Origin of the sequence: Brevibacillus sp. HD3.3A (assembly GCF_013284375.2) — a bacterium.
GTDB classification, from domain to species: domain Bacteria; phylum Bacillota; class Bacilli; order Brevibacillales; family Brevibacillaceae; genus Brevibacillus; species Brevibacillus parabrevis.
The window spans coordinates 2,521,467-2,547,906 of the sequence record NZ_CP085874.1; the positions used below are offsets into that span (position 1 = coordinate 2,521,467).

Below are 26,440 nucleotides of genomic sequence, written 5' to 3' on the forward strand. Positions count from 1 at the left end.
CTATCCATCTGCTGGTATCCTAGAAGGTAGACGATTTTTTGCCGAGCGAAGCCTGGGGAATTGCGCTGGGCTTTTTGCGAAGCTGTTAAGGGGGAACCAATGGATCTATTTCATTTTGATTGGAAAACGGTACCGTTTCGCATGATTGCATTCGTTATCGCTTTCAGCTTGCACGAATGGGCGCACGCCTTTGTCGCCTGGAAACTGGGCGACAATACCGCCAAAAACGAGGGCCGCTTAACGATAAATCCGATCCCGCACATCGATCCGTTCGGGTTGATTCTCATTTTGTTTGGACCGTTCGGCTGGGCCAAGCCTGTGCCGATCAATCCGCTGCAATTTCGCGGGAACAAGCGACTCGGTATCGTGTATGTGTCGGCAGCGGGGCCGTTGATCAACCTGGTGTTGGCGATTCTGTTCTGTATTGTTTACATACTTACACGTTATTACGGCGTGATGGACGGAATGAGCGAAAAAGCTGCATTCGCATTGAAAACAACACTGGAATACTGTGTCTTCATCAATGTGGGCTTGTTTGTGTTCAACCTGCTGCCAGTTCCCCCGCTCGACGGGTATAAGATTTTGCGCTTCCTGTCTCCGCGCAGATGGGATGGAGCCTTTTACAATTTCGAAATCTATGGTCCTTGGTTGTTGCTTCTGCTGATTTTCATCCCGGGTGTTAGCGCAACCATTTTCGGTATACCTATGGGATTAATGGTGATGTGGGTGCAAAAAGTTGCCGGAAGCATCATCAGCGTGTTCATTTAAAGGAAACGAGGGGACGTCTTTTGGCCTACAGCATCAAACTTGATTCATTTGAAGGGCCCCTTGACCTTTTGCTTCATCTGATCGACAAGGCAGAAGTAGACATTTACGACATTCCGATTGCGGAAATTACCGAGCAATACCTCGCGACGATCGATCGCATGCAAGAGCTGCAACTCGATGTGGCCAGCGAGTTTGTCGTGATGGCGGCGACCCTGCTTTCCATCAAAAGCAAAATGCTTTTGCCGCGAAAAGAAGAGCATGTGTTCCAGCCTTTTCTCGACATGGACGTCGACGAGGTCGATCCGCGGGAAGAGCTGGTGGCGCGACTGTTGGAATACAAGCGCTACAAGCTGCTGGCTGAGCAGCTGCGCGAGATGGAAATCGGCCGCAACCAGGTGTTTACCCGCCCTGCGGAAAATTTGGCTCCGTATGCGCGCGAGGAAGATACGACCGTCAAAAACGTGACGTTGTACGATCTGGTCAATGCGCTGGAAAAACTCGTGCAAAAAGCGAAAGACAAGGAACCGATGACAAAGGTTTCCCGCGATGAAATCTCCATCAAGGACCGGATGACGCAGATTCGCCAGCTGGTTCGCGTCGGAGGGGGCATGGTGCGCTTCTCTCAGCTTTTTGCCCAGGGAGCGACCCGCTCGGAAATCGTCACGACGTTTCTCGCTTTGCTGGAGCTGATGAAGGCAAAGCATATTACGTGTGTGCAAAATCAACTGTTTCAAGACATCATGATCTGTGATGCGGAAGGAGCCCACAACGATGGACTATGACAAGCTCAAAGGCGTGATCGAAGGCTTGCTGTTCATCTCGGGAGATGAAGGAATCGATGCCAAGGAGATTAGTGAAATCGTCGAGGTATCGGAAGAAGAGGTCGTTGACTTGATCGAGGACATGAAAGCGGACTTTCGCCGGGCAGGGCGCGGCGTGCAAATCGTCGAAGTGGCCAAAGCGTATCAGCTGACGACCTTGCCCGAGCATGTTCCTTATTTCGAGCGTCTGGCCACTTCGCCTGGGCAATCGACGCTGTCCCAGGCAGCACTGGAGACGCTTGCCATCATTGCCTACAAGCAGCCGTTGACGCGCTCGGAAATCGAAGAAATACGCGGTGTAAAATGCGAAAAGGCACTCAATACGCTTTTGTCGAAACAGTTGATTCGCGAAGCGGGGAGAGCCGAAGGGATTGGACGCCCGATTTTGTACGCGACCACCAAAGAGTTTCTCGAGCATTTCGGACTGCGCGAAATTGCCGATCTACCCGAACCGCCTGTCAACCTGGATATCGAGGAAGTCCGGATGGAAGCCTCTGCTCTTTTTGGCAGACAGGAAGAAAAAGCAAACGATTAGTCGCTCCGGACAGTTTTTCGTACTACCGCCCGACTCGTCCCCATATATATGTACAAACCTGTGTATCGTTGTACTTTTGGGGATGGGGAGGACGTGTATGAACGTACGAAAACTTCTGTCCGGCGGACTCGTCGTTTTTCTTTTTATACAGCTATTGCTGGCTGGGCCACCCGCAGCACAGGCGCAAACGGCGCAGCCAAGCCTCTCGGCCGAAGGCGCTGCCTTGATTGATGTGGCGAGCGGGCGGATTCTGTATTCGAAAAACGGCACGAAAAAGATGCGGATCGCCAGCCTGACGAAGACGATGACGGCGATTGTCGCCATTGAGATGGGGAAGCTCAACGACCAGGTGACCGTACCGCCAGAAGCTGTCGGGGTCGAAGGCTCGTCCATCTACTTGAAGCGATCCGAAAAGCTGACGTTGGAAGAGCTGCTCTACGGTCTCATGCTGCGCTCAGGCAATGATGCTGCCGTTACGATTGCCACCCACATTGGCGGCTCGGTTCCGGGCTTCACTTATATGATGAACGAAAAGGCAGCCATGATCGGAATGGAGCATACGAATTTTACCAACCCGCACGGACTGGATGACAGCAACCAGCACTATTCTACGGCCGAAGATATGGCGAAGCTGTCCGCCTATGCTTTGCGCAATCCGGTTTTTCGGCAAATTGTTTCCACCAAGGTCAAAGACATCTCCTGGGAAGGGGAGCAGTGGGACAGACGGCTGCTCAACAAAAACAAGATGCTGCATCTGTACAACGGAGCAGACGGCGTGAAAACAGGCTACACGAAGCTGGCGAAGCGTTGTCTCGCCGCCTCGGCTACCCGCGAAGGAAGGCAGCTCGCGACCATCACCTTAAATGCTTCGGACGACTGGAATGATTCTGCAAAGCTTTTGGACTACGGCTTTGCCAACTTTCCGGTCAAGCAGTTGGTCGGTGAAGGCCAGGACATCCAGCCAGAAACTCCGGTTACGATGGAAGCGGGCGCCCATTTGGTGACACAAAACGCTTTTCGCTACCCGCTCCAGTCTGCGGAAGAGGCAGCGATCAAACAACGCGTTGTGATGGGACAGTCGACAATCACCCCCCAGATGGAAGGGCAGCTCGTCGGTTTCTTGCAGGTGTACATAAAGGAAAACATGATCGGACAGGTGCCGCTCGTCGTGCGCGCCGACGCTCCGACGGCAAGTCAGCCTGCGAGCGGTGAGCACTTGTTCTGGAAGCAGTTCTGGGACATTGTGGCAGGGGGGCTGTGGCGTGCTTAATGTCATCTGGCTCGCTTTGATCGTCATCTCAATCGTCGTCGCCGCCTTCACAGGTCGCATGGAGGCAATCAACGCGGCAGCTTTTGAAGGCGCGAAGACAGGCGTCACCGTATGCTTCGGTTTGCTCAGCGTCCTCGCCTTTTGGCTGGGCATTATGCGCGTAGCGGAAAAATCCGGGTTGCTTGCGCTGTTGTCCAAAGCGCTGTCTCCGCTTATTCAGCTGCTGTTTCCCGATGTGCCAAAAGGGCATCCAGCCATGGGCTATATTTTGTCGAACATGAGTGCCAACCTGCTCGGTCTTGGCAATGCCGCAACGCCGATGGGGCTGAAAGCGATGGAGGAATTGCAAAAGCTGAATCCAGACAAGCAAAAAGCTTCCCCGGCGATGTGCACGCTGCTGGCGATCAACACGGCGAGCATCACGATCATTCCGACGACCATGATTGCGATTCGCATGCAGTACGGCTCCGTCAATCCGGTGGAAATTGTCGGGACGACGCTCGTCTCTTCCTTTGCGGCAACGATCGTGGCCTTGTTGATTGATCGCTGGTATCGCTATCGTCACTTACGACGTCACAATTAGGGGGAAACCGTATGTATCAATGGGTATCCCTGATCTCGCTCTGGGCGATTCCCGTTACGATTGCGTTTGTCCTCTTGTACGGATGGCGCCGACAAGTTCCTGTATACGAGACATTTGTCGAGGGAGCAAAAGGCGGGCTTTCGACGACGATTCGCATTTTGCCCCATCTGATTGCGATGATGGTGGCGGTCAGCATGTTCCGCGAGTCTGGGGCACTTGACATGCTGTTGCGCGGGATGAAGCCTGTGCTAGACTTTCTCCACTTTCCCGAGGAACTGGTGCCGCTCGCTCTGTTGCGCCCGCTGACCGGGACGGGGTCGCTTGCCATCGCTACCGATTTGATCGCGCAGTACGGGCCGGACTCGTTTTTCGGAAGACTGGCGGCTACGATGCAAGGGAGCACGGACACGACCTTGTACGTCCTGACTGTTTATTTTGGGGCTGTCGGCATTCGCAACTCCGGCTACGCCTTGAAGGTCGGGCTATGGTCTGATCTGGCGGGGGTCATTTTCTCCTTGCTGATCGTCTCGTATGTTTTTTCCTGAACGCAAGAATTGTCAAATACGCAGGGAAAACTTCCTCGAAACATGGGGAAGTTTTTCCCTTTTTCTTGTCCACACTGGTAAGAATGGGTATGATGTTGTAGAGGTGATCCAACGATGGAACGATTGCAAAAGGTATTGGCGCATGCTGGAGTCGCCTCTCGCCGGCATTGTGAGGAATTGATCGCACAGGGACATGTGCAGGTAAACGGCAAGGTTGTTCACGAGCAGGGAATCAAGGTCGACCCTGCGACAGACAAGATTACGGTAAAAGGCCGGGAAATCGTGCTGGAGCAGCACGTCTACTATTTGCTGTACAAGCCGACAGGTGTGATTACGAGCGCAAGCGACCCTCAAGGGCGCAAAGTGGTCACGGAACTGCTCGCGGGGGTAAAAGAACGCGTCTATCCGGTAGGACGGCTTGACTACGACACATCCGGCTTGCTGCTGTTGACCAATGACGGCGATCTGGCCAACAAGCTTGCTCACCCGAGCTACGAAATCGACAAAGTATACCGCGCCTGGGTAAAAGGCGTACCTAGCCAGGACAAGCTGAAAAAGCTCGCAACGGGCATTCTCCTGGAAGATGGCATGACTTCGCCGGGGGCGTCCAAATTGCTCAAAACCGAGCAAGGGAATGCCAAGGCGCTGATCGAGCTGACGATTCACGAAGGACGCAATCGCCAGGTGCGGCGAATGTGCGCGGCGATCGGGCATCCGGTACTCACGCTGGAGCGTGTTCGCTTAGGATTTTTGACGCTGGAAGGACTGCGCGCAGGCCAGTTTCGAGCGCTGAGCAAGCAGGAAGTAGACAAGCTGAAGCAAGGATTGGTGCAAAACAGACGGAGCAGAGGGCCAAAAGCGTGATTCGTTCAAAATCTGTTCATAAGTTATGCGCTGGCGGAAAATCTAGGAACGCTATAATAGAATGGATAATGCTTGCAATTTACAAGTAGTAGATGGGAGTATGGGCATCATGAACAAAACCAACCGTACATATGTCAGGGTCGCGGTACTGGGTCTTTTGCTTGTCGCTCTGGTTTTTGCTCTCTATTCCAGCTTCGTGAAGGACCCGAATGCTGTCAAAGTAGGGGGCGATGCTCCGAATTTCAGTTTGGAGCAGTTGAACGGACCAGAACTGGCGCTTGACGATTTGAAAGGGAAGGGCGTCGTGCTCAATTTCTGGGGCACATGGTGCGAGCCCTGTAAAAAGGAAATGCCAGCCTTGCAGGAGCAGTACAACAAGTTCAAGGACAAAGGACTGGTTGTCGTCGGTGTGAACATTGGAGAAGCTCCCGTTGCCGTAGAGCCGTTTGTGAAGCAGTTCGGTGTCGACTTCCCGATTTTGCTGGATCGCCAATCGCAAATTACGAAGTTGTACCGGATCGGTCCTATTCCTACGACGTTTTTTATTGCGCCGGATGGAGAAGTGAAGGAGATTTTCATCGGGCAACTAAATGAAGCAATGATTGCGGACAAAATGTCCAAAATCTTGCCCAAGTGAGGAGCATTATGGATCAGCGAAAATGTGAATGTGGGCACACGAATCCGGTAGGGACGCTGCTCTGTGAGTCGTGCGGGAAGCCGTTGAACGTCGAAGTATACGAGCAGACGGCATTTCCTGACATGCGCTACGAAGGGATGGCACGGCGTTCCCAGACGTATACGAAAAAATGGATTGACCGGATCTGGAATTATTTTTCCTCGGTCAAAATTGCAATCGGTATCATTATCGTCATTCTGGTTGCTTCGGCGGTCGGAACGATCTTCCCGCAGCAGCAATACATCCCCGTTCCGGTTCCGACAGAAGCGGATGTGGCGCGATTCTACACGGATACATACGGAGTGCTCGGGACGGTTTACTACGGACTTGGCTTTCACAATCTGTACTCTTCCTGGTGGTTCGTGACTCTGCTCGTGCTTTTGGGAACATCGCTTGTCATCTGTAGTCTCGACCGGGTCATTCCGCTCTACAAGGCGCTCAGCAAACCGCGTCTCAATCAGCACAAGTCCTTTTTGAAGGGGCAAAAGCTGTTTGCCGAAGGAGAGCTTGCCCCGGATGTCGATCAGGCCGAGCTTTTGGACAGCTCCGCACTGGCTCTGAAGAAAAAAGGGTACCGGATTTTCCGGGCAGAGCGTGCGATCATGGCGGAAAAAGGCCGCTTCAGCCGCTGGGGGCCTTATGTGAACCACATCGGTCTGATTCTGTTTCTGATCGGCGTACTCATGCGCAACATTCCGGGATTTTACATGGACGAGTTTGTGTGGGTGCGGGAAGGGCAGACGGTCGCGATACCGGATACGCCTTATTACATAAAAAGCGAAAACTACCATACCGAGTATTGGTCGGAAGAAGAGATGCCGGCAAAGCTGGAGTTGAATGGAGGCGTCATTCCAAAAAGCTTCCAGACGGACGCCATCCTGTACGTAAACAAAAATGCAGAAGTGCCGGGGAAAAAGCCTGATTTGATCGAAGTGCAGAAAGGCCCTATTATCGTGAACCATCCGATGATGGAGGGGGACCTCGCGATTTATCAGTCTGGCGTTCAGGAAATGCAGCTTGGCGCTCTCAATTTTGTGCTGGTCGATGTGAAACAAGGGAACAAGGAACTGGGGCCAATCAAGATTGACTTGTACAATCCGGCGGCGGAGCAAGAGATTGCGGCGGGCATCAAAGTGCGCGTTCTGGATTACTTCCCGGATTTCGTCATGGGCAAAGACGGCAAGCCTGCTACGCAAACCAATTTGCCGAAAAATCCGATGGTCGCACTGGAAATTGCGGACGAGTCCACGAACCAGAACGAGAAGCTGGTCTACCTGCAAGGTTCGGTTTTGACGCAAAAATCCGATGGCCGCTTCGGGCTGGTTTTCAAAAAGCCTGATCTGATCGATATTTCCGGTTTGAACGTACGGATCGACAAAGCTGTGCCGCTCATCTACTTCGGAGCCTTCATTTTTATGATCGGGGTCGTAATGGGCTTCTTCTGGCAGCACCGTCGGGTCTGGGTGCAGACGCAGGAAGGAACGGTTCTTCTGGCAGCGCATACAAACAAAAACTGGTTCGGGCTTCGCAGGGAGGTCGACGGACTGGTGGAACAGCTCAAGCTTCCTGTAACGGTTGAAGAAAAAACGAAGGCGTAAAGCTCCAAGGGGGTACACTCGACGTGCAGCTCATACAATTGAGTGACTGGTTACTAGATATCGCGTTTTTGCTGTACGTAATCTCTTCGATTGTGTTTGTCGTAGCGATGACGGGGAAAAACTGGGCGGGACGCGATCCAAAGCAACATGAACAACGTTACGGCAGGATCGCGTACTGGCTCGCGGTGGTTGGCTTTTTGGCGCAGACGGGCTATGTCGTGGCTCGCTGGGTTGGGGGAGGACACAGCCCGACGAGCAACATGTTTGAGTTCATGGCCTTTTTGGATTACTGTATTATCCTGGCCTATTTGATCATTTACCGGATTTACAAGCTGAACGTAATCGGGGCGTTTGTGCTTCCGCTCGGGGTCATCATGCTGGCGTATTCGTACGTCTTCCCGAAAGAGGTAACCCCGCTGATTCCTTCGCTGCAAAGCTACTGGCTGCACATTCACGTGACGACAGCAGCGCTCGGGGAAGGGATTTTGGCAGTCGGTTTCGCAGCCGGGCTGATGTATTTGATCCGCACTGTGCCGCAGCACGTATCGGCACGCAGCACCAAGTGGCTGGAATTTGTACTCGCGGTTGTTTTGATGCTTGTCGGATTCATTTTGATGGAATCGACCTTTGCGAGAATGGATCACAAGACGATTTTTGAAATGAACAAAGAGCAGATGAACCCGGTCGGGACGATGGAAAAAGTGCGGGTAGAATACACGATGCCTGCGATTGTCGCTCCTGCCGATTCCAAAATCGTGCAAGCCGGACCGATGAATCCGTGGTTTGCTGCACCGAGCTGGATGGAAGGAAAAGACGCTGCCCGCAAACTGAATACGATGCTGTGGTCGGTCATCACGGGTGTGATTTTGTACGGCGGACTGCGCCTGATTTTCCGCAAGCGTCTGGGTGCCTTGATCCAGCCTTCTGTAGAAGGAATCGAGCCGGATTTGCTGGATGAGATCAGCTACCGGGCGATCAGCATCGGCTATCCTGTCTTCACGCTCGGCGCTTTGATTTTCGCCATGATTTGGGCACAGGAAGCATGGGGACGATTCTGGGGCTGGGACCCGAAAGAGGTATGGGCATTGATCGTCTGGCTGTTTTACAGCGCGTACCTCCATCTGCGCCTTTCGCGCGGGTGGATCGGCGCGAAATCGGCCTGGATGTCTGTCATCGGATTCGTTATCATTTTAATTACGCTGGTCGTGGTCAACCTGGTCATTGCCGGTTTGCACTCCTATGCAGGCGTGTAACATACCCCTTCAAAAAGCTGGTGATTTTGCCAGCTTTTTGGACTATATTCAAATGAGTACGATAACATGAGGCCAAGAGGTGTTTTGAATGGAAAAAATGGCACGAATTTTGGTAGTAGACGATGAGGAGCGCATCCGCCGCTTGCTTAAAATGTATCTGGAAAGAGAGAACTTTCTGATTGACGAGGCTGACAACGGCGAGCAAGCAGTAGAAATGGCTGTTGGCAGCGATTACGATATTATTTTGCTCGACTTGATGCTTCCCGGGATGGACGGGATTGAGGTATGCCAGCGCGTGCGCGAGTTCAAGGCGACTCCGATCATCATGCTGACGGCAAAAGGCGAAGAGACAAACCGCGTCCATGGCTTTGAAGCAGGCGTGGATGACTACGTGGTCAAACCGTTCAGCCCGCGAGAGGTCATGTATCGGGTAAAGGCGATTTTACGTCGTTCCTCGGCTACCGCCTACCTCAAGACGGAGACGTTCAACAGCCATTCTGTGCTCGTCTTCCCTGAACTGACGATTGATCACGACGCGCACAAAGTCATTGCGAGCGGACAGGAAGTCAGCCTGACGCCGAAAGAGTACGAGCTGTTGCACTATCTCGCTCTGTCGCCGGACAAAGTGTTCACGCGCGAAGAACTGCTCAAAGACGTGTGGCACTACGAATTTTTCGGTGATTTGCGCACGGTGGATACGCACATCAAGCGTCTGCGCGAAAAATTGAACCGGGTTTCTCCGCAAGCGGCCAACATGATCGCCACTGTCTGGGGAGTCGGCTACAAGCTTGAGGTGCCGAAATAAGTGGACGTTATTTTTCGCAGCGTTGTCGGAAAGCTATGGATGACGATTATTGCTTTGTTTGCACTCGTTTTGACGATATTTAGCCTGTTGCTGGTGCAGTCTTTTGACAGCTTCTACAGCAACCGCCAGACGAAAAATCTGCAAGAGTTGGCGGAAGGGCTGTCGACAGGACTGGCGGCCAGTACCGACAAGCGCGGGGCGCTGGAGATGGCTTCGACGTTTAGTCTCGTTCACCATACCGGAATGCTGGTCTTGAACGACCAAGGCCAGGTGATTGGCAAAAGCGAAGGAACGGGCCTGCCGAACATTCCGGTTGAGCAACTGTTGAAAGACCAGACTTTACACCTGGCTGATGCATTGGCTGGCAAGCATCCCGCTCCGCAACGCATTTATTTGCAGGTGGCCTCGAACAACCCGAACGATCACATGAGCAGCGTGCAAATGCTCGCAGTCGCCGTCCCGCTTGAGGAAAGCCCTGGCAAGCAAGGGGCGGTCGTGATGTACCAGGCCATCGAAGACTTTGATGATACCGTAAACGAAGTGAGATTTTTAATTTTTGTCGTCGGAGTTATCGCCTTCGTTGCTACCACCGTGTTTGCTTTCTTCCTGTCGTCGCGGATTACGATTCCGCTGCGGCAAATGAAAGAGACGGCCCATCGGATCGCGGAAGGCGATTTCCATGCGGAAGTTCCGATTAAAACCGCGGATGAGACAGGTGAGCTGGCCGCATCGTTCAATACGATGGCGAGCAAGCTGAACCAGCTGGTCGATGCCTTGTCCAAAGAAAAGGAACAGTTGGCAAGCGTATTGCGCTCGATGGTGGACGGGGTTGTCATGATCGACGCGAACGGAAAGGTTGCGGTGACGAATCCGCCAGCCGAACGCTTTTTGCGGGACTGGGAATATGAACACCAGGACGAGCCTGTGCCGTTGTTTACGTTTTACCAGCAGGTGGTGCAGACAGGGCAGGAGGTCATCGAGGACATTCCTGTCCAAGGGCGCATTTGGGCGTTGGTGATGGTGCCGCTGAATGACCGGGAACAAATCCGCGGGGCCGTTGCGGTGCTGCGCGACATTACCCAGGAGCGCAAGCTGGACAAAATGCGCAACGACTTTGTCGCCAATGTCTCGCACGAGCTGCGCACACCGCTGTCGATGCTGCAAGGCTACAGCGAAGCGATCGTCGACGATATTGCAACGTCGCCTGAAGAGCACAAAGAGCTGGCGCAGATCATTTACGACGAGTCCGTGCGCATGACGAAGCTGGTCAACGAGCTGCTCAGTCTGGCGCGGATGGAAGCGGGACACGTGGAGCTGTTCCAGGAAGTGTTGGAGCTGCGCCCGTACATGGAGCGAATCCACCGCAAGTTTACCGGGTTGGCCCGGGAACGCGGAATTACGCTGTTGCTGGAAGTAACGACGACACACACCGATGTGAATATCGATCCGGATCGGATGGAGCAGGTGCTTACCAACCTGATCGACAACGCGCTCAGACACACGCCAAGCGGCGGCAGTGTCACGATTCGCGCTCGCGGAGACAAGACATTGCTGATCGAGGTCAGCGATACGGGCAGCGGCATCCCGCAAGAGGACTTGCCGTTTGTGTTCGAGCGGTTTTACAAAGCCGACAAGGCGCGTACGCGCGGGCGAGTCGGCGGCACAGGTCTGGGCTTGGCGATTGCGAGAAACATCGTCGAGGCACACGGAGGTACGATTGGCGTGCAAAGCAAATTGGGAGAGGGCACGACATTTACGATTGCCTTGGCGTTGCAGGCGAAAAATAAATAGGAGTGTAGAGAGAAAATGATCAAAACGATCTTGTTTGATGTGGATGGGGTTATGCTCAGCGAAGAACGCTATTTCGATGCTTCCGCTCTCACGGTTTGGGAGCTTTTGTTCAGCCCGCAGTATGCCGGTTTGCAAGGCGAGTCGTTTCATCCGGCGCCAGCGGAAGCGGTTATCCGACGCGTTCGCGAGCAAGTGTTTGTGCAGGATGAAGTGCTGAACTTCATCAAATCTCGTGGCATCAACTCAAACTGGGATATGGTCTTTCTCGCTGTTTCCTACCAGTTGGTCCGATTGATCGAAAGGCTTGTGCCGCATGTGCCGGAAGCGGCAAGTTTGCTTGCTGACGAGCTTGGACGGCAAGAGCTTGCCCGTCTGCGGCAGTGGGCAAACGACTACACTCCTGATTTTGCAGTCGATTACGCAGCAATTCTCCCTGATTTCGCCAAAAGCTCAGCGCAAAAGGCGGATTTGCTGCTGTATGTGAATCAATTGGCAAAAGAGCGCTGCGGGGTCGAGACGGACAAGTTTTCGGCTAACTGCGTGCTGTGGCAGCTAGTGCAGGAAACGTTTCAAGAATGGTACCTTGGCGATGAGCGCGTAGCGGCTTCCATTGGCCGTGAGACGATGCAGCCAGGCAAGAAAGGTTTTTTGACCGACGAGATTCCCATTGTTCCCCCGACAGAGATGGCGGAGCTGTTCCGCGTGTTGAATGAGCGCGGGTACACATTGGGAATTGGCACGGGGCGTCCGACGATTGAGACGCATGTCCCGCTGCGGGCGATGAACCTGCTGGAATGGTTTGATCCGAATCGGGTTGTGACAGCCTCGCATGTTCTCGAAGCAGAAGAGGCACACCCCGACTATGTGCCCTTGTCCAAGCCGCATCCTTTTTCGTACGTAAAAGGCTTGCTCGGTCTGGAGACGCCGCATAGCGATGTGCTTCGTCATCCTCTGCCGATCGAGAATGGAGAGGAAGTATTGGTAGTGGGAGATTCCCTGGCCGATCTGCTGGCGGCGCGCTCCATGGGCTGCCAGTTCGCCGCCACGCTGACGGGATTGTCTGGTCAAAAGGCGCGCAGCAAGTTTGCGGAAGAAAAGGCCGACTACATTTTGGATGACATTCGCGATCTGCTGACGGTCTTGAACGAAAAGTAAATAAGGATGGCTGAGACGGTTTGGCGTAAGCAAGTTGTAACATTGCTCTCTCAACAATCATCCAAAAGGTTCCCATAGAAAAAGACTCCACCGTACTTCATCCCGGTGGAGTCTTTTTGCCATTGCTCAGGAATCAAGCCCAGCGCAACGATGTTAGGCATTGAAAGCGGAAGGCGTGGATGAGAAACGCGTTTTTCATATCCTCACGAACGATAGCTTCATAAGTGCCGTCCTCCCGCGAGTAAAACATGACATCGGTATAATCGCGGTTCTCATCGAAAAACTGGCGAACCTGCTTTAGCCGCGCTCGCATTTCTTCCGATTTTACTTCGATGACATAAGTCGTATCCTGCTGCGAGGCACGTTCCTGAATACTGATCATTTTTTCATCAAATGTGTATTGGAGCAAGCATAGCCCTCCTCACCAAATAAAATAGCGCAAGTAGACGTACAAATGCGAGACGACGATCGACATGATCATCAGCGGGAAAGCCACCTTCATGAAGCTGACAAAGCCGATGTGATGGCCTTCCTTGGCTGCCAGCCCTGCGACGATGACGTTGGCGCTGGCTCCGATGAGCGTTCCGTTTCCACCGAGGCAGGCGCCGAGAGCAAGGCTCCACCAAAGCGGCTCCAGGTTGGTGATGCCCAAAGCGCCCATTTCTTTGATCATCGGGATCATCGTGGCGACAAACGGGATGTTGTCGACAAAAGCGGAGGCAATGGCGCTCATCCACAAAATCAGCAGGGAGGTCTTCAACGAATCGCCGCCTGTCAGCTGGATCGCCTGACTCGCCAGCTTGGCAATCACGCCTGTTTCCACCAGCCCCGACACGAGGACAAACAAGCCGATGAAAAAGAAGATCGTATTCCACTCCACTTTGCTGATCGCTTCCTCCAAGTAATGCTCTCCGGTGATGAGGAGAAGCAGGAAAGCGCCAGTGAGCGCAATCGTGGCCGATTCGAGATGGAGCGCGCCGTGCAGCATGAAGCCGACAATCGTCAGAGCCATTACCGTCAGCGATTTTTTCAGCAAGACCGAATCCGTGATTTCGTCGCGCTCATTGAGCTGCATGATTCGCGCACTCAACTCAGGCGACGTATGTAGTTGCTTGCGATAAATGAACACGAGACACAAGATCGTCAGCGCCATGATGATGACAATGACCGGGCTTAAATTGACGAGAAACGCCATGAAATCCAGTTCTGGAACCGAACTGCCGATCATGATATTGGGCGGGTCACCAATCAATGTCGCTGTACCACCCGCGTTCGATGCGATAATTTCGCTGATCAAAAACGGGATCGGATTCAGTTCCAGCTGTCTGGCGATGCTGAAAGTAACCGGAACGATCAGCAGCACGGTTGTCACGTTGTCCAAAAAGGCGGAAGCAACAGCCGTGATGATGCTCAAGTACACGAGGATGCGAACGGGCTTGCCTTTTGCCAGCTTGGCGGCGCGAATCGCCACGTATTTGAACACCCCGGTTTTAGCCGTCACCGTCACGAGGATCATCATCCCGATCAACAGGCCCAACGTGTTGAAATCAATGTGATGTATCGCTTGCTCCTGCGAGACGATGCCAAACAGAACCATCAAAATCCCGCCGCATATGGCGACGATCGTCCTGTGCAATTTTTCGCTGATAATAAATGCGTAGGTAACTAAAAAGATGCCGATGGCGAACAACGCCTGGTTCGTCATAAGAAACTCCTTTCTTGGTGTAAAATCATCTCGTCCCATTATAGCGCTAACAAAAATAAGGGTAAAGGAAAAGACCCGGCAGATGAATAGCCAGGTCTTTTTGGCGATCAGAAGCAAAAGGGGAGGGCCCCTGTCTACAGTTCGATTTGCGTAACGCTTTTCACTTCAGCCAGCTCGCCCATCGTATCGAGCAGCTCAGGCGTAAGCGGCTTGTCAACGGAGAGCATCATAATCGCATCTCCGCCAATGTCGCGGCGGCCCACTTGCATCGTTGCGATATTCACGCTGTTTTCGCCCAAAATGGAACCGACGCGTCCGATTACACCAGGGCGGTCGTTGTGGTGAATGTAGAGCAAGTAGCCTTCTGGAGCCACGTCGATTGCAAAGTCGTCGATTTTGACGATGCGCGCGCCGTATCCGTTGAGGCGCGTACCAGCAACGGTGCGAGTTTCCTGCGTCGTTTTCAGGCTGACGGTCAGCAGGTTGGTAAAGCCTTTGTTTTGCGCCGTTTTTTGCTCCGTAACGGTGATGTCCCGGACTTTTGCCAGAAGCGGTGCATTCACGTAGTTCGCAACCTCGCCCAGACGGAAGGACAAAACGCCTTTCAAGACGGTGCGGGTCAGCGGCGAAGTATCCACATCGGTCAGCTCGCCGCTGTACTTGATCGCGACCTCGGAGATCGAGCCAACCGTGACTTGTGCGAGGAAATGCCCCAGCTTTTCGCCCAGTTGGAAGTACGGTTGCACCTTTTCCATGACGTGCGCAGGGATGGACGGCAAGTTCACCGCGTTTTTGAACGGCTCGCCGCGCAGCACCTTCAAAATTTCTTCGGACACATCGACCGCCACGTTTTCTTGGGCTTCGACTGTCGATGCTCCCAGGTGAGGAGTGGTAACGACTTGCGGCAAACCTACGAGCGGGTTGTCTACTGGCGGCTCTTCCTCAAACACGTCCAGGGCGGCTCCGGCAACTTTGCCGCTTGTGATCGCTTCGTACAGCGCCTTTTCGTCGATGATCCCGCCGCGTGCGCAGTTGATCAGGCGGACGCCTTCTTTCATTTTGGCAAATTCGCGCGTGCTGATGATGTGGCGGGTTTCTTTTGTCAATGGGGTATGCACCGTGATGAAATCAGCTTGACGGCAAATGTCATCGACAGTGGCGTGGATGACGCCCATTTTTTGCGCGCGTTCCTCGGTCATGAACGGGTCGAAGCCCATGACGCTCATGCCGAATGCTTTGGCGCGCTTGGCAACTTCAGAACCGATCCGGCCCATTCCGACTACGCCGAGCACTTTTTTGTTCAGCTCGACCCCTTGGAAGCTTTTGCGATCCCATGTTCCGTCCACGAGTTTTTTGTGTGCTTGCGGGATGTTGCGGGCGACCGCCATCAGCATGGCAAAGGAATGCTCCGCCGTAGAAATCGTATTGCCGTCCGGGGCATTGATGACCGGAATACCCGCTTGCGTAGCTGCTGCGATATCGATGTTGTCTACGCCGACTCCGGCGCGTCCTACCGCCTTCAAATTTTTTCCGGCCTGGAGAACTTCCGCTGTCACTTGTGTCTGGCTGCGGACGAGCAAAGCATCGTAATCGCCGATGATTTCCAAAAGCTCGGCAGGGGAGAGGCTGGTTTTGCGGACGACTTCCACGTCCTCGGCGTCCAGCAATTGTTGAATACCAAATTCGCTAAGTGGGTCAGTAATCAGAACTTTATACATGTGCGATGAGCACCTCCTGGGCAGCTTTGACACCGGCACCCAGCTCGACTGGGGCACCGATTTGGTGAAGCGACATTTCAATGGCAGAGATCACTTGCAGAACGTCGAGCGGTTCGCAGTAGCCCATGTGTCCGATGCGGAAAATTTTCCCCTTCATGTGCTGTTGTCCGCCAGCGATGGTGATGTTGTACTGCTTCGTCAATACTTTGCGCAGCGCCTCCGCGTCAAAAGCGCCCTGTGGGTCGCAGGAGGTGACGGTGGCAGCGGCATAGGCGTCTTCGGCCATCAGGTTGACGTTCAGTGCGCGCATGGCAGCGCGGGTCATGTCGCGCATCAGCTCGTGGCGCTTGATGATCGCAGGCAGCCCTTCCTCATCGAGTATATCGAGTACCTCGGCCAGACCAAAAATCAGGGAAACGGCCGGAGTGTACGGTGTTGTCTGATCGGCGAGGCTTTTCCGGTACGCTTTCAGATCGAGGTAGAAAGCGAGCGGCTTGTTTGCCTCAATGACTTTCCAGGCTCGTTCGCTTGCAGCGAGGAAGGCGAGACCTGTCGGCAGCATGAACGCTTTTTGCGAGCCCGTTACGACGATGTCGACGCCCCAGGCATCCATTTCGCAAGCCACTGCGCCCAGGCAGCTGACTGCATCTACGATAAACAGGGCATCGGAATGAGTGCGGATCGTTTTCGCCAGCTCGGCAATCGGATTTTGCACCCCGGTAGAAGTCTCACAGTACGTTGCGAAAACAGCTTTTACTTGCGGCTTTTCTTTGAGAAAAGCTTCGACCAGCTCCGGTGTAACCGCTTCGCCCCAAGGTACTTCCAGGCGATGGGCAACCACGCCGTAACGCTCGCATATTTTCGCAAAGCGTTCGCCGAAAGCGCCGCTGATGAGCACGGCAGCTTCATCTCCGGGTTGCAGCGTGTTGACCACGCCTGTCTCCAGCGCGCTGGTTCCGCTGCCTGCGAGGATGTACACGTCTTGGGTCGTGCCGAAATAAGGTTTCAGTCTTTCCGCCGTGCGTGCGAACAGAGCAGAGAATTTGCCGCTGCGGTGTCCAATCATCGGCTGGCTCATCGCCAACTGCACGCGAGGGGGGATGGGGGTAGGGCCTGGAATGCGCAAAATCAATTTGTCAGTGAACATGTCTCTCTCCTCCTAAATAAATCAATAAAAAAACCTCCCGTTCTCACACTGCTCCTATTACAGAACAGTGAGGGACGAGAGGCTTGCTTCGCGGTGCCACCCTCATTCGCTCTTCTTTTCTCAAAAAAGAGCCTTGGCAGGTACGTGACCTGTAGAGATAACGGATCTACCGTTCGCGCCTACTTGTGACGACTTCATCGCCTGTTCGACGCAGCAGCTCAGAAGTGCTTATCTGTGGAAGAAACCGCCGATTCGCAGCAATTCATCGGCTCTCTGAGGATTTCTTTGGCACAGCATTTCTTCGTCATCGCTGTTGGTGATGTGGTGTTTCCTAAGATTTGTACTTAAGATATCACGGCAAAATGACAGCGTCAAGCAGAAAAACAAGAAAAAATGAACGATACCAAGAAAAATAGATTTATCGTTCGTGAATATTAGTTGATTGGAGTGTATTTAATGGGCAAAAACAACCTAAAACCGAACGTTAGGATATTAGTCTCACAAAAAATGGGAAAAACGCGCGAGAATGTTCGGTTTTTCTGCATGATTTTATCTTACCGAAAAATCAAAAAATAAGAAACGGGAAAATGCCGACTGTCCGTTCAGAATGGCGGAGTAGTGGAAAAAAACTGAAAAACCTCTTACATACAAAGTACGTAAGAGGTTTGGTTGCTGGAATACTATTCCACTTTGATAGAATCGGTCGGGCATCCTTCTGCAGCGTCGCGAACGTCGTCTTGAAGGATATCCGGGATTTCAACGCTGTTTGCGTTGTCATCCAACTTGTTGAACGCAAGGCCCTCGTCGTCGTAATCAAAGACGTCAGGAGCCGTGGCGCCACAAGCACCGCAAGCAATACAAGTGTCTTTATCTACCCATGTAGTCATCGTGGTTTCACCTCCCGTTGCGAAGTGGTACGTCCACTATCATAGACCATTGTATGCTCTTGTTCACAAGATTTCAAGATTGAATCAGTCTAAAAATGTACGACTACTTGTAAAGCGGAATTTCAGGGGTACTTAGGACAGAATAAAGCTTGCCATTCAACTTTTTGAAATCACCAGCATGGACAGCATCTGTGGCGTTCAAAACCTTCACTGCCGCGGCCACGTCCTTGATTCCCAGCGTTTGCGACTCAGTAGAGGCCAGGAGCAGATCCAGACGCGCGGTCAAGTCTTCCGGATTGTAGCTGCCCCATTGTTTGTTCGCCGACATAAACAAAGCAGCCAGATAGGTCCGGTAGTGGAACGGATACTGCTTCCACTGTTCCACAGAAACGGTCGCAGGCGCTGCTTTTGGCATCGGCTTTTTCTCGACGTAGGCCGATTCCCAGGCAGCAACCGAATGGTAGACCATTTCTTGGGCCGTCAGCCAGCTGTTTTGGGCAAGCGTCAAGCCGGAAGCGATGACGGCAGGCGTTGAGGCATTACTATTCTGAGCGGATCGGATATTCTCCATACTATCCAAATAAGCCCGTACACTGTTCGTAAATTGCGTGTGGGCCTGTGCCAGCAGTGGGGAGGTCGGGAGCGGCACGGTTTTGTCCAGGTCTTTGATCGTCTGATCGGCTTGTTTCTCCAATTGCTTGAGCGCATCCGTGCGCGCTTTTTGATCGAGGCTGCCCCAGTTCGCCATCGTTTCGAAATGCGCCTGCTTCAGTTCAAGCACGGGAGCGTAAACCGCATAATAAAACCGGATGAAGTCCTGTTCACTGTAAAGCTTTTGTTCACGCAGCATCTTTTCCTTTTCGGCTTCTTTTTGTTTGGCTTCCATAGCTGCCGCTTGCTCGGCCTCAATGGATGTCTTCATATAATGTGCGCCGAAAAAAAATCCACCAACGGTACATGCAAGTGTTATGATGATCATGTACGCCATCATAAATTCTGACTTTTTCAATCGTTTTGTCATAAAGAAATCCTCCAAATCCAATCCAGTGAAAAGTGTGCAGTCGTTAGGGCCGCAAAAAGAATAAAAGAACAATAGCAAGGAGTACACATGAACAGTCAAAACAGTGTGGCAGAGGAACGAGAGCTTTTATGCGCTGTCGCTCTGAATGCGATGCTTCCTCTGGCGAACGAAAGAACGCTTCAGGCAGCTTACTACATCCTTCGCGGCAGAAAAGCAAACCAGACTCTTCAGGATGTGCATTTGTACAACCTTTATCCGTATTATCGGATGTTTCCGGGTTTTTCAAAAGAGGATTGGGATAAAATTGTTGCAACTTTGTTTCAAAACGACTATTTGCAACCGTGCGAAGGGGAGGGACCAAGTCCCAAACCGACGTTTTTGGTCACGGCGAACGGACGTCAGTTTGCCGAGCATGCTTATGAGAAGTACGGTTTTGCTGTCTGGTTCGCGCCGTTTACCCGCTTTGATTTGGCAGCCCGCATCGAATCGTTCTGGCAGCGGCTGCACTTGCTTGTGCAAACTGTATCGCAATTGCTTGGAAAAGATCTTGGATTCGTGCCGGTCGTGATGGACAAGTCCGTCCAGCAGTGGGTAAAAGAACAAGTCGGGCCAGCGAGGTTGCGGGAAGCATGGGAAGCGGGGCTGTCAGAGGAGCTTTTCCGCCTGTGGGAGCCGTTGCAGCCGCAAGTGCAGGAATTGTTGGTCGCTCAGCTATCTGGCGTCTCGCAAGTGGGGAAGACGCTCGGACAGCTGGCGAAGCAAAAGCAATCGTCCAAAGTGTATCTCACGCTGCTGTTTCGGTACGGGCTGGCTGCCTCCATTTTGCGACTGAGCGAGGAGAAGCAGGCATTTCCCCTGCTTTCACGGCTCGTCGTCCAGGAAAACAAGCTCGATCCACGGCTGAGCGACAGCGCGGCCCGCACGTATGCTTTGGTCCAGCGCGGAATACACAAAGCAGAGATTGCTGCGCAAAGACAAGTGAAAGAGAGCACCGTCGAGGATCATTTGGTGGAGATCGCCTTGCGCTGCCCGGAGTGGGACGATGCGGATTACTTGTCTTCGGAAACGCGCGCGGCGATTATGGCCGCCAGCGAGCAGCTGCAAACGAGCAGACTCAGACTCATCAAGGATCGTGTCGGCCCGACTGTCAGTTACTTGCAAATCCGGCTGGCTTTGGCCCGCAGGCAGGAGGAGTCGAATGAATAACGAATGGCAGCAGCAGTTGAAACAGCATTTTGGCTACGGGGAATTTCGACCCGGTCAAGAGTCGATCATAAAGAGGGTGCTGGCGGGAAAAAGCGTGCTTGGCCTGATGGCAACGGGCGGCGGAAAATCGGTGACCTATCAGCTTCCCGCGTTGTTGTTGCCGGGTATCACGGTGGTCGTTTCCCCGTTGATCTCGCTGATGGTCGATCAGGTGCAGCAGCTGCGAACGAAAAGAAAAATTCCGGCTGCCTATCTGAACAGCACACAGGAAGCGGCAGAAGCGCGGGAAGTGCTGCAAAAGATCGCGTCCGGCCAGTGCAAGCTGTTGTATATCTCGCCGGAAAAGCTGCAACAGCCGTATGTCCAGCAAGCGCTCAAACGCGCCACTGTCTCCCTTTTTGCCATCGATGAAGCCCACTGCATCTCGGCGTGGGGCCATGATTTTCGCACGGACTACTTGCGCTTGCCTGATACGGTCAAACAACTGGGGAATCCTCCCGTTTTGGCGGTGACCGCGACAGCTACCACTGCGGTACGTGAGGAAATTTGCTCCCTGTTTGGCATTGACCGGGAAAATGTGGTGGTGCAAACGCTCAATCGCGCCAACATTGCCTACGATTTGGCGGAAGTCGGCGGCGAGAGCGAGCGCCGCCAGCTGACCTTTGATCTGATTGACCAGCTTGCGGGGCCGGGGATCGTCTATTGCAGCACGCGCCAGGCGGTAGAGGTGCTCGTGGCAGCTTACCAGCTCGAAGGAAAACGGCACGTAGACGGCTATCACGGCGGCATGAACAGCATGGAGCGAATGCTGATCCAGACGCAGTTTCTGGCGGGAGAGCTGGATGTCATCATCGCCACGAACGCTTTTGGCATGGGCATTGACAAGCCGGACATCCGCTATGTCATTCACTACCAGCTGCCCGCCAGCTTGGAGGCGTATTCGCAGGAAATCGGCAGGATCGGGCGGGATGGCCAGCCTGGCTATGCGATGCTGCTTTACTCCCAGGACGATATCCACCTTCATCAGTACATGCTGGACAAAGAATATCCCACACCCGCGCAGATTCAGCAGTTTTGCCAACTTTACGGTGCGGGAGCGCCTCCCGATCCAAAAGCACTGGCTTCGATTGACATGTCCGAGGAAATGGCAGCGATGCTCACGTTTTATACCGAAAGAGCACTGGTCAAGGCGCAGGTGAGCACGACGACGGAAATGGCGAATCCTGTGCAGGACATTTGGCAGGAGACGGAAAAACGCAAAGCGGTCAAACAGAAAAAGTTGGCTGAAATGAGATCGTACGTACTGACGGATCGTTGTCTGCGCAAGCATTTGAATCAATACTTCGGGGAATCCGACCTCGGCTTTACCCGCTTTTGTTGCTCGCGCTGCGGCTTGCAGCGGGAAAGCTACGAAGGCAGACAGACAGCGCTTTTGCAAAGAGAAGTACAAAACAGTTGGAACTTGCGGCAGGCGTTGGACATGCTTTTGCCGAAAAAATAAGAAGGAGAGATTACGCAAGTGAAAGAAAGTGGGCTAGAGGTGGATGAAGCCACGCTGCGCATGAATCTGTGGCTGACGCAAGGATTGGTCTTGGCAGCAGCGGCGATAAGCAGCTTCTGGGTCCACGGATGGAAAGGCACGCTCGGCCTGTTCAGCTTTCAAGGCTGGCCGGGAATAGGGATTGCGTGCTGTGTAGCAGTAGGCATCGTTGTGCTTAACCTGGTCATGGAGATTTTTTTACCCAAGCGCTGGCAGGACGATGGCAGCTTGAACGAGAAGATTTTTGGAGCCATGTCTCCGGGCATGACCGTCATGATCTGTGTGATCGTCGGATTTGCTGAGGAGTGGCTGTTTCGCGGTGTGATCCAACCGTTTGCCGGAAATGGCTGGACGAGCTTTCTTTTTACGCTCGTGCATGTGCGCTATTTGAAAAAGCCGCTCCTGATCGTAAGCGTATTTGGCACTAGCTGGCTGTTGGGGATGCTGATGGAGCAGCAAATGTCTTTATGGCCGCCGATTGTCGCCCATATTGTCATTGATGTTTCGCTGGCGTTTTATTTGCAAAGGACACTCAAAAAGGCAAAGGGGGAGGAAGAGTGAATCTGGAAATGAACCAATTGCCGCCTCGACGCTCCCGGCATAATCGGACAAAAACGTCGTCGGTACGGTTTAAAACATGGGTCAAATCAGGACTCTTCGTATTCGGGATTTTGTTTTTCGGATTGATTGGCTTTGAACTGTATAAAGCGAACGTTGCCCGCAGCACAGAAGGAAACACGGAAGCCGTAGAGACACAAGCGGTTAGCGAGAGCGACGAGACGGTGGCGAAGGCGGAAAGCACTCCAACTACATCAGAGAGCGAACCGACTTCGGTTGTTCTTCCGGCTACGCCTGCCGAGACATCAGCAGCAGCCGAGCAAAAAGGGACAGAGGAAGCGACCAGCAAGCCTGCTTCTGCTCCTGTGGAGCCAACTTCGGGCGTTTCTGCCACCCCTGCTCCGGTCACTCCAGTCGCGAGCAGCACTCCGGCAACCACTCCCAAAAAGGAAAACAAGCCCGTTCAGACGCAAGCCAAGCCACCAGCGGCGCCCGCGACGGCAACTCCTGTGCAGAAGCCGGCAGAGACGGCGCAAAAACCGCGAGTCGTCAAGCATGTCGTGCAAAAAGGCGAGACGCTGTTCATGTTGTCTCGCAAGTACTTCGGCAACAATTCCAACGTTTCGCGCATCGCCAGATATAACGGCTTTCATACGCAGGCACAGCTTGTAGAAGGAAAAGTCGTGCTTGTCCCGCTCGCTCCGTAATGGTTTCGGAGCGCAGCGGTTATGCTAATGGCAAACCGTTGGAGCAGTGGGGGACTTGCGATGTACGATACCATCATTGTAGGCGGCGGAATTGCAGGACTCCAGACGGCAATTCAGCTCGCCAGAAGCTTGCGGCGCGTGGTCGTGATCGATGCGCCGGGAGGACGATCAGCAGTCGCCAAAGCCTACCGGAACATCCTCGGATTTTCCGAAGGGGTCAGTGGCGATTTTTTTCGTCAGGAAGGGCAAAAGCACGCGGCCCGGTTTGGTGCCGAGTTCATCGTGGATGAGGTTACGGACCTTTCAGTTGCTGCGAATGGAGAGTTTTTCGTGACAGTCAAGGGTCAGGCCAATAAACTGCGGGCGAAAACGCTGGTCATGGCAACGGGAATGGCCGATCCTTTCCCGGCAATTGCCGAGCTGCGCGACTGTCTTGGGCTATCGGTATTCATTTGCCCGGATTGTGACGGCTATGAATGTGTCGAGCAAACAACAGCGGTCATCGGCGATGGCAAGCACGCTGTCCAGATGGCCGAGGAGCTGTCGTATTACACGCGCAGTCTGCTCGTGATCAACCATGGGGGCAGCGCGGTCAGCGACCAGGAGCATGCCATCCTCAACCGTTTGAAGATCGCCTACCATGAAGCGCGGGTCGAACAGTTGGTGCAAGCCGATGGCCTTCTGCAAACTGTGCAGCTTGCTTCCGGCGAAAAGCTGGCTGTGTCACGGGCGTTTTTGGCCTTTCCTGGTGCGACGGCCAAGACCGGACTGTTGCAAGCCTTTTCTGTACATATTGATGAAAAAGGCCACGTAAGAACGAACCCGCGCACAAAGGAGACGGATCATCCCAACGTTTGGGCAGTCGGGGACATCGCTTGCCACTCCCAGCAAGTTGCAATCGCCATGGGAGACGGCGCGCAGGCTGCTATCTGGATTCACAAGCGGCTGCGCGAACAGGAAAACAAGGCGTGAAGCGGACGCAGAAAGACAAACGGCAAAGCGAAGGGGCAACAGGAGAGCGAAAAAGGATTGCGCGAGAACAAACGCCCAAGCATGCGGCGTTTTTTTTCTGTTCGGACTAGGCGCGCCCGGAACCCGAACGAGCGGGATTCAATATATATGGGGGGAAGATAAAAATCGGGAGGCTTCGAAAAATCATGCTGGTCATGGGGAGGAGCTTGTTTGTCGGACTTCTGGCATGGCTATTGGGAAGTGCTGCCCAGCAGGTTTTTCCTGCGAAACATTTGCATGCAGAGCGAATCGGGGATTGGGTGTCGATGTTTCTGTTTTCGCCTGTGGAGATCATTCTGTCTGCGCTCCTGTTCATCGGAGCTACTGCCTTGCTGTTCGGGCTGTTGCATTTTCACATCAGCCAGTACCTGTACGGCCGCATGCTGCAAACGGGCTGGCTCCATGGACCGTTATGCTTCTTCTCCTTTTTTGTCCTGCTGATCCAATTTGTCAAAATGCCCGTTCCCACCTTCCTGGCGGCCACAGTCGCGCTCATGATTGGATGGCGATAACGCGAGCAGCTTTTCCTGGGAAAGCGCAGGAAATGACAGGCTGCTACAAAGTTTGCTTTTCAAACGTCCGAATCGACACGTGTGTGCGAAAGTGCACGAAGAGCCGCGTAGAGTGTCAGGTGGCTATGTTCCCGCTACTAAATGTGATATGATAGGACTACCCCGGATTTTCCCAAATGCGAAAAAAATGGTTGAATGCAGCGCAGGCATTCGTCGGAAAATGCGGAGAACTCTTACAGGCTCAGCATCATATTTTGTAGTACGACTGGATGGCGAGGAGGGACAGTCATGCGTGTTGAACGCCTTGGTCAAGACAAAATACGAATCTTTTTAACGTTTGACGACCTAACAGAGCGCGGGATAGAAAAAGAAGACATGTGGCGTGACATTCCTAAAGTTCATGAACTGTTCAACGACATGATGGAGCAGGCTTATCACGAGTTAGGGTTTGAAGTGTCAGGGCCTGTTGCAGTTGAAGTGTTCGCCTTGCCAGCTCAGGGTATGGTCGTGATCGTTACTCGCGGCAAAACAGGCTCAAAGGACGGAAAAGAAGAAGAATTCGAGGACGAGGAAGTATATGAATTAGAAGTCACCCTAGAGGAAAGCGATCTAATCATTTACGCCTTCCGTGACTTTGAGCATATGGTTGAAGCTGCCCACCGTATCAATGCTTTGCTGACCAATGGAGGGGCGGCCTACTTCTACCAGGGGAAATATCATCTGGTGTTAGAAGAGGTGGAATTGGATCAGGAGCGATACCACAAATTGATTGCGATTCTCTCTGAGTACGGGGAAGCGACGCCGACAACGATTTATGTCCTGGAAGAATATGGCAAGGTTGTCGTTGCCGACGATGCTGTCAAGGAAATATGCAGACATTTCACGTGAGACGCAATGAAATGGTGAAGTGCCTGGGAGAATAAACAGCACCTAGTGGCCACTAGGTGCTTTTGCTGTCTCGATTATTTTCAGACGCCCATGCCCTCGAACAAGTCGGCTTCTTTTTTGTCAGCGGAAACGGAATAGCTAGGCAGATTGTGCCAGGCCAAAATGTAGTGGTTGCTTGGCGGAACCGCGTCAAATCCGCCGGAAGGAACACCCGGGAAGACGCGCTCTACCGAGAGGTGCTGCGTTTTGTGCGCACGCAGGGCGGCTGCCACTTGCGGTTTGTACTCGGGAGCGTTGATGATGGTAGTAATGTTCTCGATCGGATCGGAAAACGGCGGCTCGATCGCTCCGAACGGTCCATTGGAAGGGCGTGTCGCGTAGTAGAGCTTGCGCACGCTCGTCTCAGCACCCAACGTCTGGACAGCCTTGGTTGTGGCTTGGGAAATCGCCTGATGGTCCGGGTGTCCCGAGATGCCATGCGGGGCAAACGTAACGAGGACAGCAGGCTGCAATACCTCGATCGCTTGATGAATGCGCTTGACCAGCTCGTCGACGGGCACTGTATTCAACAGCTTATCCTGATAATCCCACAGCTCCACGCTCGCAAGTCCGAGAAGGGAAGCAGCCTCTCGCAATTCCTGCTCGCGGTATGCGGGCAATTGTTCGATGGAGCAAAGCGGGGGATCGCCTGGCTTGCCAGCTTGGCCTCTGGTGGCGCAAAGCAAGTGGCACTCGGCCTTGTTTTTCTGGGTGTATTTGGAAATCGTGATGCCGGACGCGAAGGTTTCGTCGTCTGGATGAGCGTAAACGAACAAAATGTTATTTTTTTTCATAAAAACGCCTCCATGAATAAACTTCCAGAATTACTGTTTCCAT

Annotated in this window: 27 protein-coding genes; 20 read left to right on the forward strand and 7 right to left on the reverse strand. The window is 53.2% G+C overall.

Annotation, left to right across the window (positions count from 1 at the left end; all coding sequences use genetic code 11):
* The first annotated feature begins 99 nt into the window (after positions 1–99).
* The 13 genes from HP435_RS12430 (at position 100) to HP435_RS12490 (ending at position 12,664) form a co-directional block, all read left to right on the forward strand.
* Positions 100–768 (forward strand): site-2 protease family protein, encoded by a 669-nt coding sequence (locus tag HP435_RS12430; protein WP_173595788.1) that lies wholly within the window; start codon positions 100–102, stop codon positions 766–768.
* A gap of 20 nt (positions 769–788) precedes the next feature.
* Positions 789–1,550 (forward strand): segregation/condensation protein A, encoded by a 762-nt coding sequence (locus HP435_RS12435; RefSeq protein ID WP_122963625.1) that lies wholly within the window; start codon positions 789–791, stop codon positions 1,548–1,550.
* Positions 1,540–2,124 carry an SMC-Scp complex subunit ScpB gene (gene scpB / locus HP435_RS12440; RefSeq protein WP_063226896.1) on the forward strand — a complete coding sequence of 195 codons (585 nt, stop codon included), beginning with the start codon at positions 1,540–1,542 and terminating at the stop codon, positions 2,122–2,124. Before HP435_RS12435 ends, scpB begins: the two co-directional genes overlap by 11 nt.
* Positions 2,125–2,221: 97 nt before the next feature.
* Positions 2,222–3,394, forward strand: coding sequence for a D-alanyl-D-alanine carboxypeptidase family protein (locus tag HP435_RS12445; protein WP_173595789.1), 1,173 nt, complete (start codon positions 2,222–2,224; stop codon positions 3,392–3,394).
* A complete protein-coding gene (locus HP435_RS12450) occupies positions 3,387–3,977 on the forward strand; it encodes a nucleoside recognition domain-containing protein (protein ID WP_173595790.1) in 591 nt (196 codons plus the stop codon). Before HP435_RS12445 ends, HP435_RS12450 begins: the two co-directional genes overlap by 8 nt.
* Positions 3,978–3,988: 11 nt before the next feature.
* Positions 3,989–4,522, forward strand: a complete 534-nt coding sequence (locus HP435_RS12455; RefSeq protein WP_173595791.1) for a spore maturation protein — start codon at positions 3,989–3,991, stop codon at positions 4,520–4,522.
* A gap of 114 nt (positions 4,523–4,636) precedes the next feature.
* A complete protein-coding gene (locus HP435_RS12460; RefSeq protein WP_173595792.1) occupies positions 4,637–5,386 on the forward strand; it encodes a pseudouridine synthase in 750 nt (249 codons plus the stop codon).
* Positions 5,387–5,495: 109 nt separating this feature from the next.
* Positions 5,496–6,023, forward strand: coding sequence for a thiol-disulfide oxidoreductase ResA (gene resA, locus HP435_RS12465; protein WP_122963620.1), 528 nt, complete (start codon positions 5,496–5,498; stop codon positions 6,021–6,023).
* Positions 6,024–6,031: 8 nt separating this feature from the next.
* Positions 6,032–7,660 (forward strand): cytochrome c biogenesis protein ResB, encoded by a 1,629-nt coding sequence (locus tag HP435_RS12470; protein ID WP_122963619.1) that lies wholly within the window; start codon positions 6,032–6,034, stop codon positions 7,658–7,660.
* 23 nt (positions 7,661–7,683) lie between these two features.
* A complete protein-coding gene (gene ccsA / locus HP435_RS12475) occupies positions 7,684–8,913 on the forward strand; it encodes a cytochrome c biogenesis protein CcsA (RefSeq protein ID WP_122963618.1) in 1,230 nt (409 codons plus the stop codon).
* Positions 8,914–9,001: 88 nt separating this feature from the next.
* The gene (locus HP435_RS12480; RefSeq protein ID WP_012686105.1) at positions 9,002–9,718 is read left to right on the forward strand and encodes a response regulator transcription factor; all 717 of its coding nucleotides are present in this window, start codon (positions 9,002–9,004) and stop codon (positions 9,716–9,718) included.
* Entirely contained in the window at positions 9,719–11,509 is a 1,791-nt protein-coding gene (locus HP435_RS12485) for an ATP-binding protein (protein ID WP_122963617.1), read from the forward strand.
* Positions 11,510–11,524: 15 nt separating this feature from the next.
* Complete coding sequence (locus tag HP435_RS12490) at positions 11,525–12,664, forward strand: HAD family hydrolase (protein ID WP_173598783.1); 1,140 nt, start codon at positions 11,525–11,527, stop codon at positions 12,662–12,664.
* Between the two features lie 133 nt (positions 12,665–12,797).
* On the opposite strand, the gene HP435_RS12495 is transcribed toward HP435_RS12490, so the two are convergent.
* From HP435_RS12495 to HP435_RS12520, 6 genes are all read right to left on the reverse strand, one after another.
* Positions 12,798–13,073: a hypothetical protein gene (locus HP435_RS12495; protein WP_122963615.1), complete on the reverse strand. Its 276-nt coding sequence runs from the start codon at positions 13,071–13,073 to the stop codon at positions 12,798–12,800.
* Between the two features lie 12 nt (positions 13,074–13,085).
* Positions 13,086–14,369, reverse strand: a complete 1,284-nt coding sequence (locus tag HP435_RS12500) for an ArsB/NhaD family transporter (protein ID WP_173598784.1) — start codon at positions 14,367–14,369, stop codon at positions 13,086–13,088.
* 134 nt (positions 14,370–14,503) lie between these two features.
* Entirely contained in the window at positions 14,504–16,087 is a 1,584-nt protein-coding gene (gene serA / locus HP435_RS12505; RefSeq protein WP_122963613.1) for a phosphoglycerate dehydrogenase, read from the reverse strand.
* Positions 16,080–17,234, reverse strand: coding sequence for a pyridoxal-phosphate-dependent aminotransferase family protein (locus HP435_RS12510; RefSeq protein WP_173595795.1), 1,155 nt, complete (start codon positions 17,232–17,234; stop codon positions 16,080–16,082). The genes serA and HP435_RS12510 overlap by 8 nt, the downstream gene beginning before the upstream one ends.
* 680 nt (positions 17,235–17,914) lie before the next feature.
* Positions 17,915–18,121, reverse strand: coding sequence for a ferredoxin (locus HP435_RS12515; protein WP_031305339.1), 207 nt, complete (start codon positions 18,119–18,121; stop codon positions 17,915–17,917).
* A gap of 103 nt (positions 18,122–18,224) precedes the next feature.
* Positions 18,225–19,142: a hypothetical protein gene (locus HP435_RS12520; RefSeq protein WP_122963611.1), complete on the reverse strand. Its 918-nt coding sequence runs from the start codon at positions 19,140–19,142 to the stop codon at positions 18,225–18,227.
* Positions 19,143–19,229: 87 nt separating this feature from the next.
* Between HP435_RS12520 and HP435_RS12525 the strand changes: the two genes are divergently transcribed.
* The 7 genes from HP435_RS12525 (at position 19,230) to HP435_RS12555 (ending at position 25,564) form a co-directional block, all read left to right on the forward strand.
* A complete protein-coding gene (locus HP435_RS12525) occupies positions 19,230–20,348 on the forward strand; it encodes a YpbB family protein (RefSeq protein WP_173598785.1) in 1,119 nt (372 codons plus the stop codon).
* On the forward strand, positions 20,341–21,849 hold the full coding sequence (locus tag HP435_RS12530) for a RecQ family ATP-dependent DNA helicase (RefSeq protein ID WP_173598786.1): 1,509 nt from the start codon (positions 20,341–20,343) through the stop codon (positions 21,847–21,849). Before HP435_RS12525 ends, HP435_RS12530 begins: the two co-directional genes overlap by 8 nt.
* An 18-nt stretch (positions 21,850–21,867) precedes the next feature.
* Positions 21,868–22,449, forward strand: a complete 582-nt coding sequence (locus HP435_RS12535) for a CPBP family intramembrane glutamic endopeptidase (RefSeq protein WP_173598787.1) — start codon at positions 21,868–21,870, stop codon at positions 22,447–22,449.
* The gene (locus HP435_RS12540; RefSeq protein ID WP_173598788.1) at positions 22,446–23,153 is read left to right on the forward strand and encodes a LysM peptidoglycan-binding domain-containing protein; all 708 of its coding nucleotides are present in this window, start codon (positions 22,446–22,448) and stop codon (positions 23,151–23,153) included. Before HP435_RS12535 ends, HP435_RS12540 begins: the two co-directional genes overlap by 4 nt.
* Positions 23,154–23,213: 60 nt before the next feature.
* Complete coding sequence (locus HP435_RS12545; RefSeq protein WP_173598789.1) at positions 23,214–24,125, forward strand: NAD(P)/FAD-dependent oxidoreductase; 912 nt, start codon at positions 23,214–23,216, stop codon at positions 24,123–24,125.
* Positions 24,126–24,310: 185 nt separating this feature from the next.
* Positions 24,311–24,676 carry a hypothetical protein gene (locus HP435_RS12550; protein ID WP_173595800.1) on the forward strand — a complete coding sequence of 122 codons (366 nt, stop codon included), beginning with the start codon at positions 24,311–24,313 and terminating at the stop codon, positions 24,674–24,676.
* 288 nt (positions 24,677–24,964) lie between these two features.
* A complete protein-coding gene (locus HP435_RS12555) occupies positions 24,965–25,564 on the forward strand; it encodes a genetic competence negative regulator (protein WP_122963604.1) in 600 nt (199 codons plus the stop codon).
* A gap of 80 nt (positions 25,565–25,644) precedes the next feature.
* On the opposite strand, the gene HP435_RS12560 is transcribed toward HP435_RS12555, so the two are convergent.
* Positions 25,645–26,397 carry a PIG-L deacetylase family protein gene (locus HP435_RS12560; RefSeq protein WP_173598790.1) on the reverse strand — a complete coding sequence of 251 codons (753 nt, stop codon included), beginning with the start codon at positions 26,395–26,397 and terminating at the stop codon, positions 25,645–25,647.
* Between the last annotated feature and the right edge of the window lie 43 nt (positions 26,398–26,440).

What these genes read in the sequence shown, in the direction of transcription:
- HP435_RS12430 (WP_173595788.1), top strand. Translation starts at nt 100, where the DNA reads ATGGATCTATTTCATTTTGATTGGAAAACGGTACCGTTTCGCATGATT.
- scpB (WP_063226896.1), top strand. Translation starts at nt 1,540, where the DNA reads ATGGACTATGACAAGCTCAAAGGCGTGATCGAAGGCTTGCTGTTCATC.
- HP435_RS12445 (WP_173595789.1), top strand. Translation starts at nt 2,222, where the DNA reads ATGAACGTACGAAAACTTCTGTCCGGCGGACTCGTCGTTTTTCTTTTT.
- HP435_RS12455 (WP_173595791.1), top strand. Translation starts at nt 3,989, where the DNA reads ATGTATCAATGGGTATCCCTGATCTCGCTCTGGGCGATTCCCGTTACG.
- HP435_RS12460 (WP_173595792.1), top strand. Translation starts at nt 4,637, where the DNA reads ATGGAACGATTGCAAAAGGTATTGGCGCATGCTGGAGTCGCCTCTCGC.
- resA (WP_122963620.1), top strand. Translation starts at nt 5,496, where the DNA reads ATGAACAAAACCAACCGTACATATGTCAGGGTCGCGGTACTGGGTCTT.
- HP435_RS12470 (WP_122963619.1), top strand. Translation starts at nt 6,032, where the DNA reads ATGGATCAGCGAAAATGTGAATGTGGGCACACGAATCCGGTAGGGACG.
- HP435_RS12480 (WP_012686105.1), top strand. Translation starts at nt 9,002, where the DNA reads ATGGAAAAAATGGCACGAATTTTGGTAGTAGACGATGAGGAGCGCATC.
- HP435_RS12490 (WP_173598783.1), top strand. Translation starts at nt 11,525, where the DNA reads ATGATCAAAACGATCTTGTTTGATGTGGATGGGGTTATGCTCAGCGAA.
- HP435_RS12500 (WP_173598784.1), bottom strand. Translation starts at nt 14,369, where the DNA reads ATGACGAACCAGGCGTTGTTCGCCATCGGCATCTTTTTAGTTACCTAC.
- serA (WP_122963613.1), bottom strand. Translation starts at nt 16,087, where the DNA reads ATGTATAAAGTTCTGATTACTGACCCACTTAGCGAATTTGGTATTCAA.
- HP435_RS12510 (WP_173595795.1), bottom strand. Translation starts at nt 17,234, where the DNA reads ATGTTCACTGACAAATTGATTTTGCGCATTCCAGGCCCTACCCCCATC.
- HP435_RS12515 (WP_031305339.1), bottom strand. Translation starts at nt 18,121, where the DNA reads ATGACTACATGGGTAGATAAAGACACTTGTATTGCTTGCGGTGCTTGT.
- HP435_RS12520 (WP_122963611.1), bottom strand. Translation starts at nt 19,142, where the DNA reads ATGACAAAACGATTGAAAAAGTCAGAATTTATGATGGCGTACATGATC.
- HP435_RS12525 (WP_173598785.1), top strand. Translation starts at nt 19,230, where the DNA reads ATGAACAGTCAAAACAGTGTGGCAGAGGAACGAGAGCTTTTATGCGCT.
- HP435_RS12530 (WP_173598786.1), top strand. Translation starts at nt 20,341, where the DNA reads ATGAATAACGAATGGCAGCAGCAGTTGAAACAGCATTTTGGCTACGGG.
- HP435_RS12545 (WP_173598789.1), top strand. Translation starts at nt 23,214, where the DNA reads ATGTACGATACCATCATTGTAGGCGGCGGAATTGCAGGACTCCAGACG.
- HP435_RS12550 (WP_173595800.1), top strand. Translation starts at nt 24,311, where the DNA reads ATGCTGGTCATGGGGAGGAGCTTGTTTGTCGGACTTCTGGCATGGCTA.
- HP435_RS12555 (WP_122963604.1), top strand. Translation starts at nt 24,965, where the DNA reads ATGCGTGTTGAACGCCTTGGTCAAGACAAAATACGAATCTTTTTAACG.
- HP435_RS12560 (WP_173598790.1), bottom strand. Translation starts at nt 26,397, where the DNA reads ATGAAAAAAAATAACATTTTGTTCGTTTACGCTCATCCAGACGACGAA.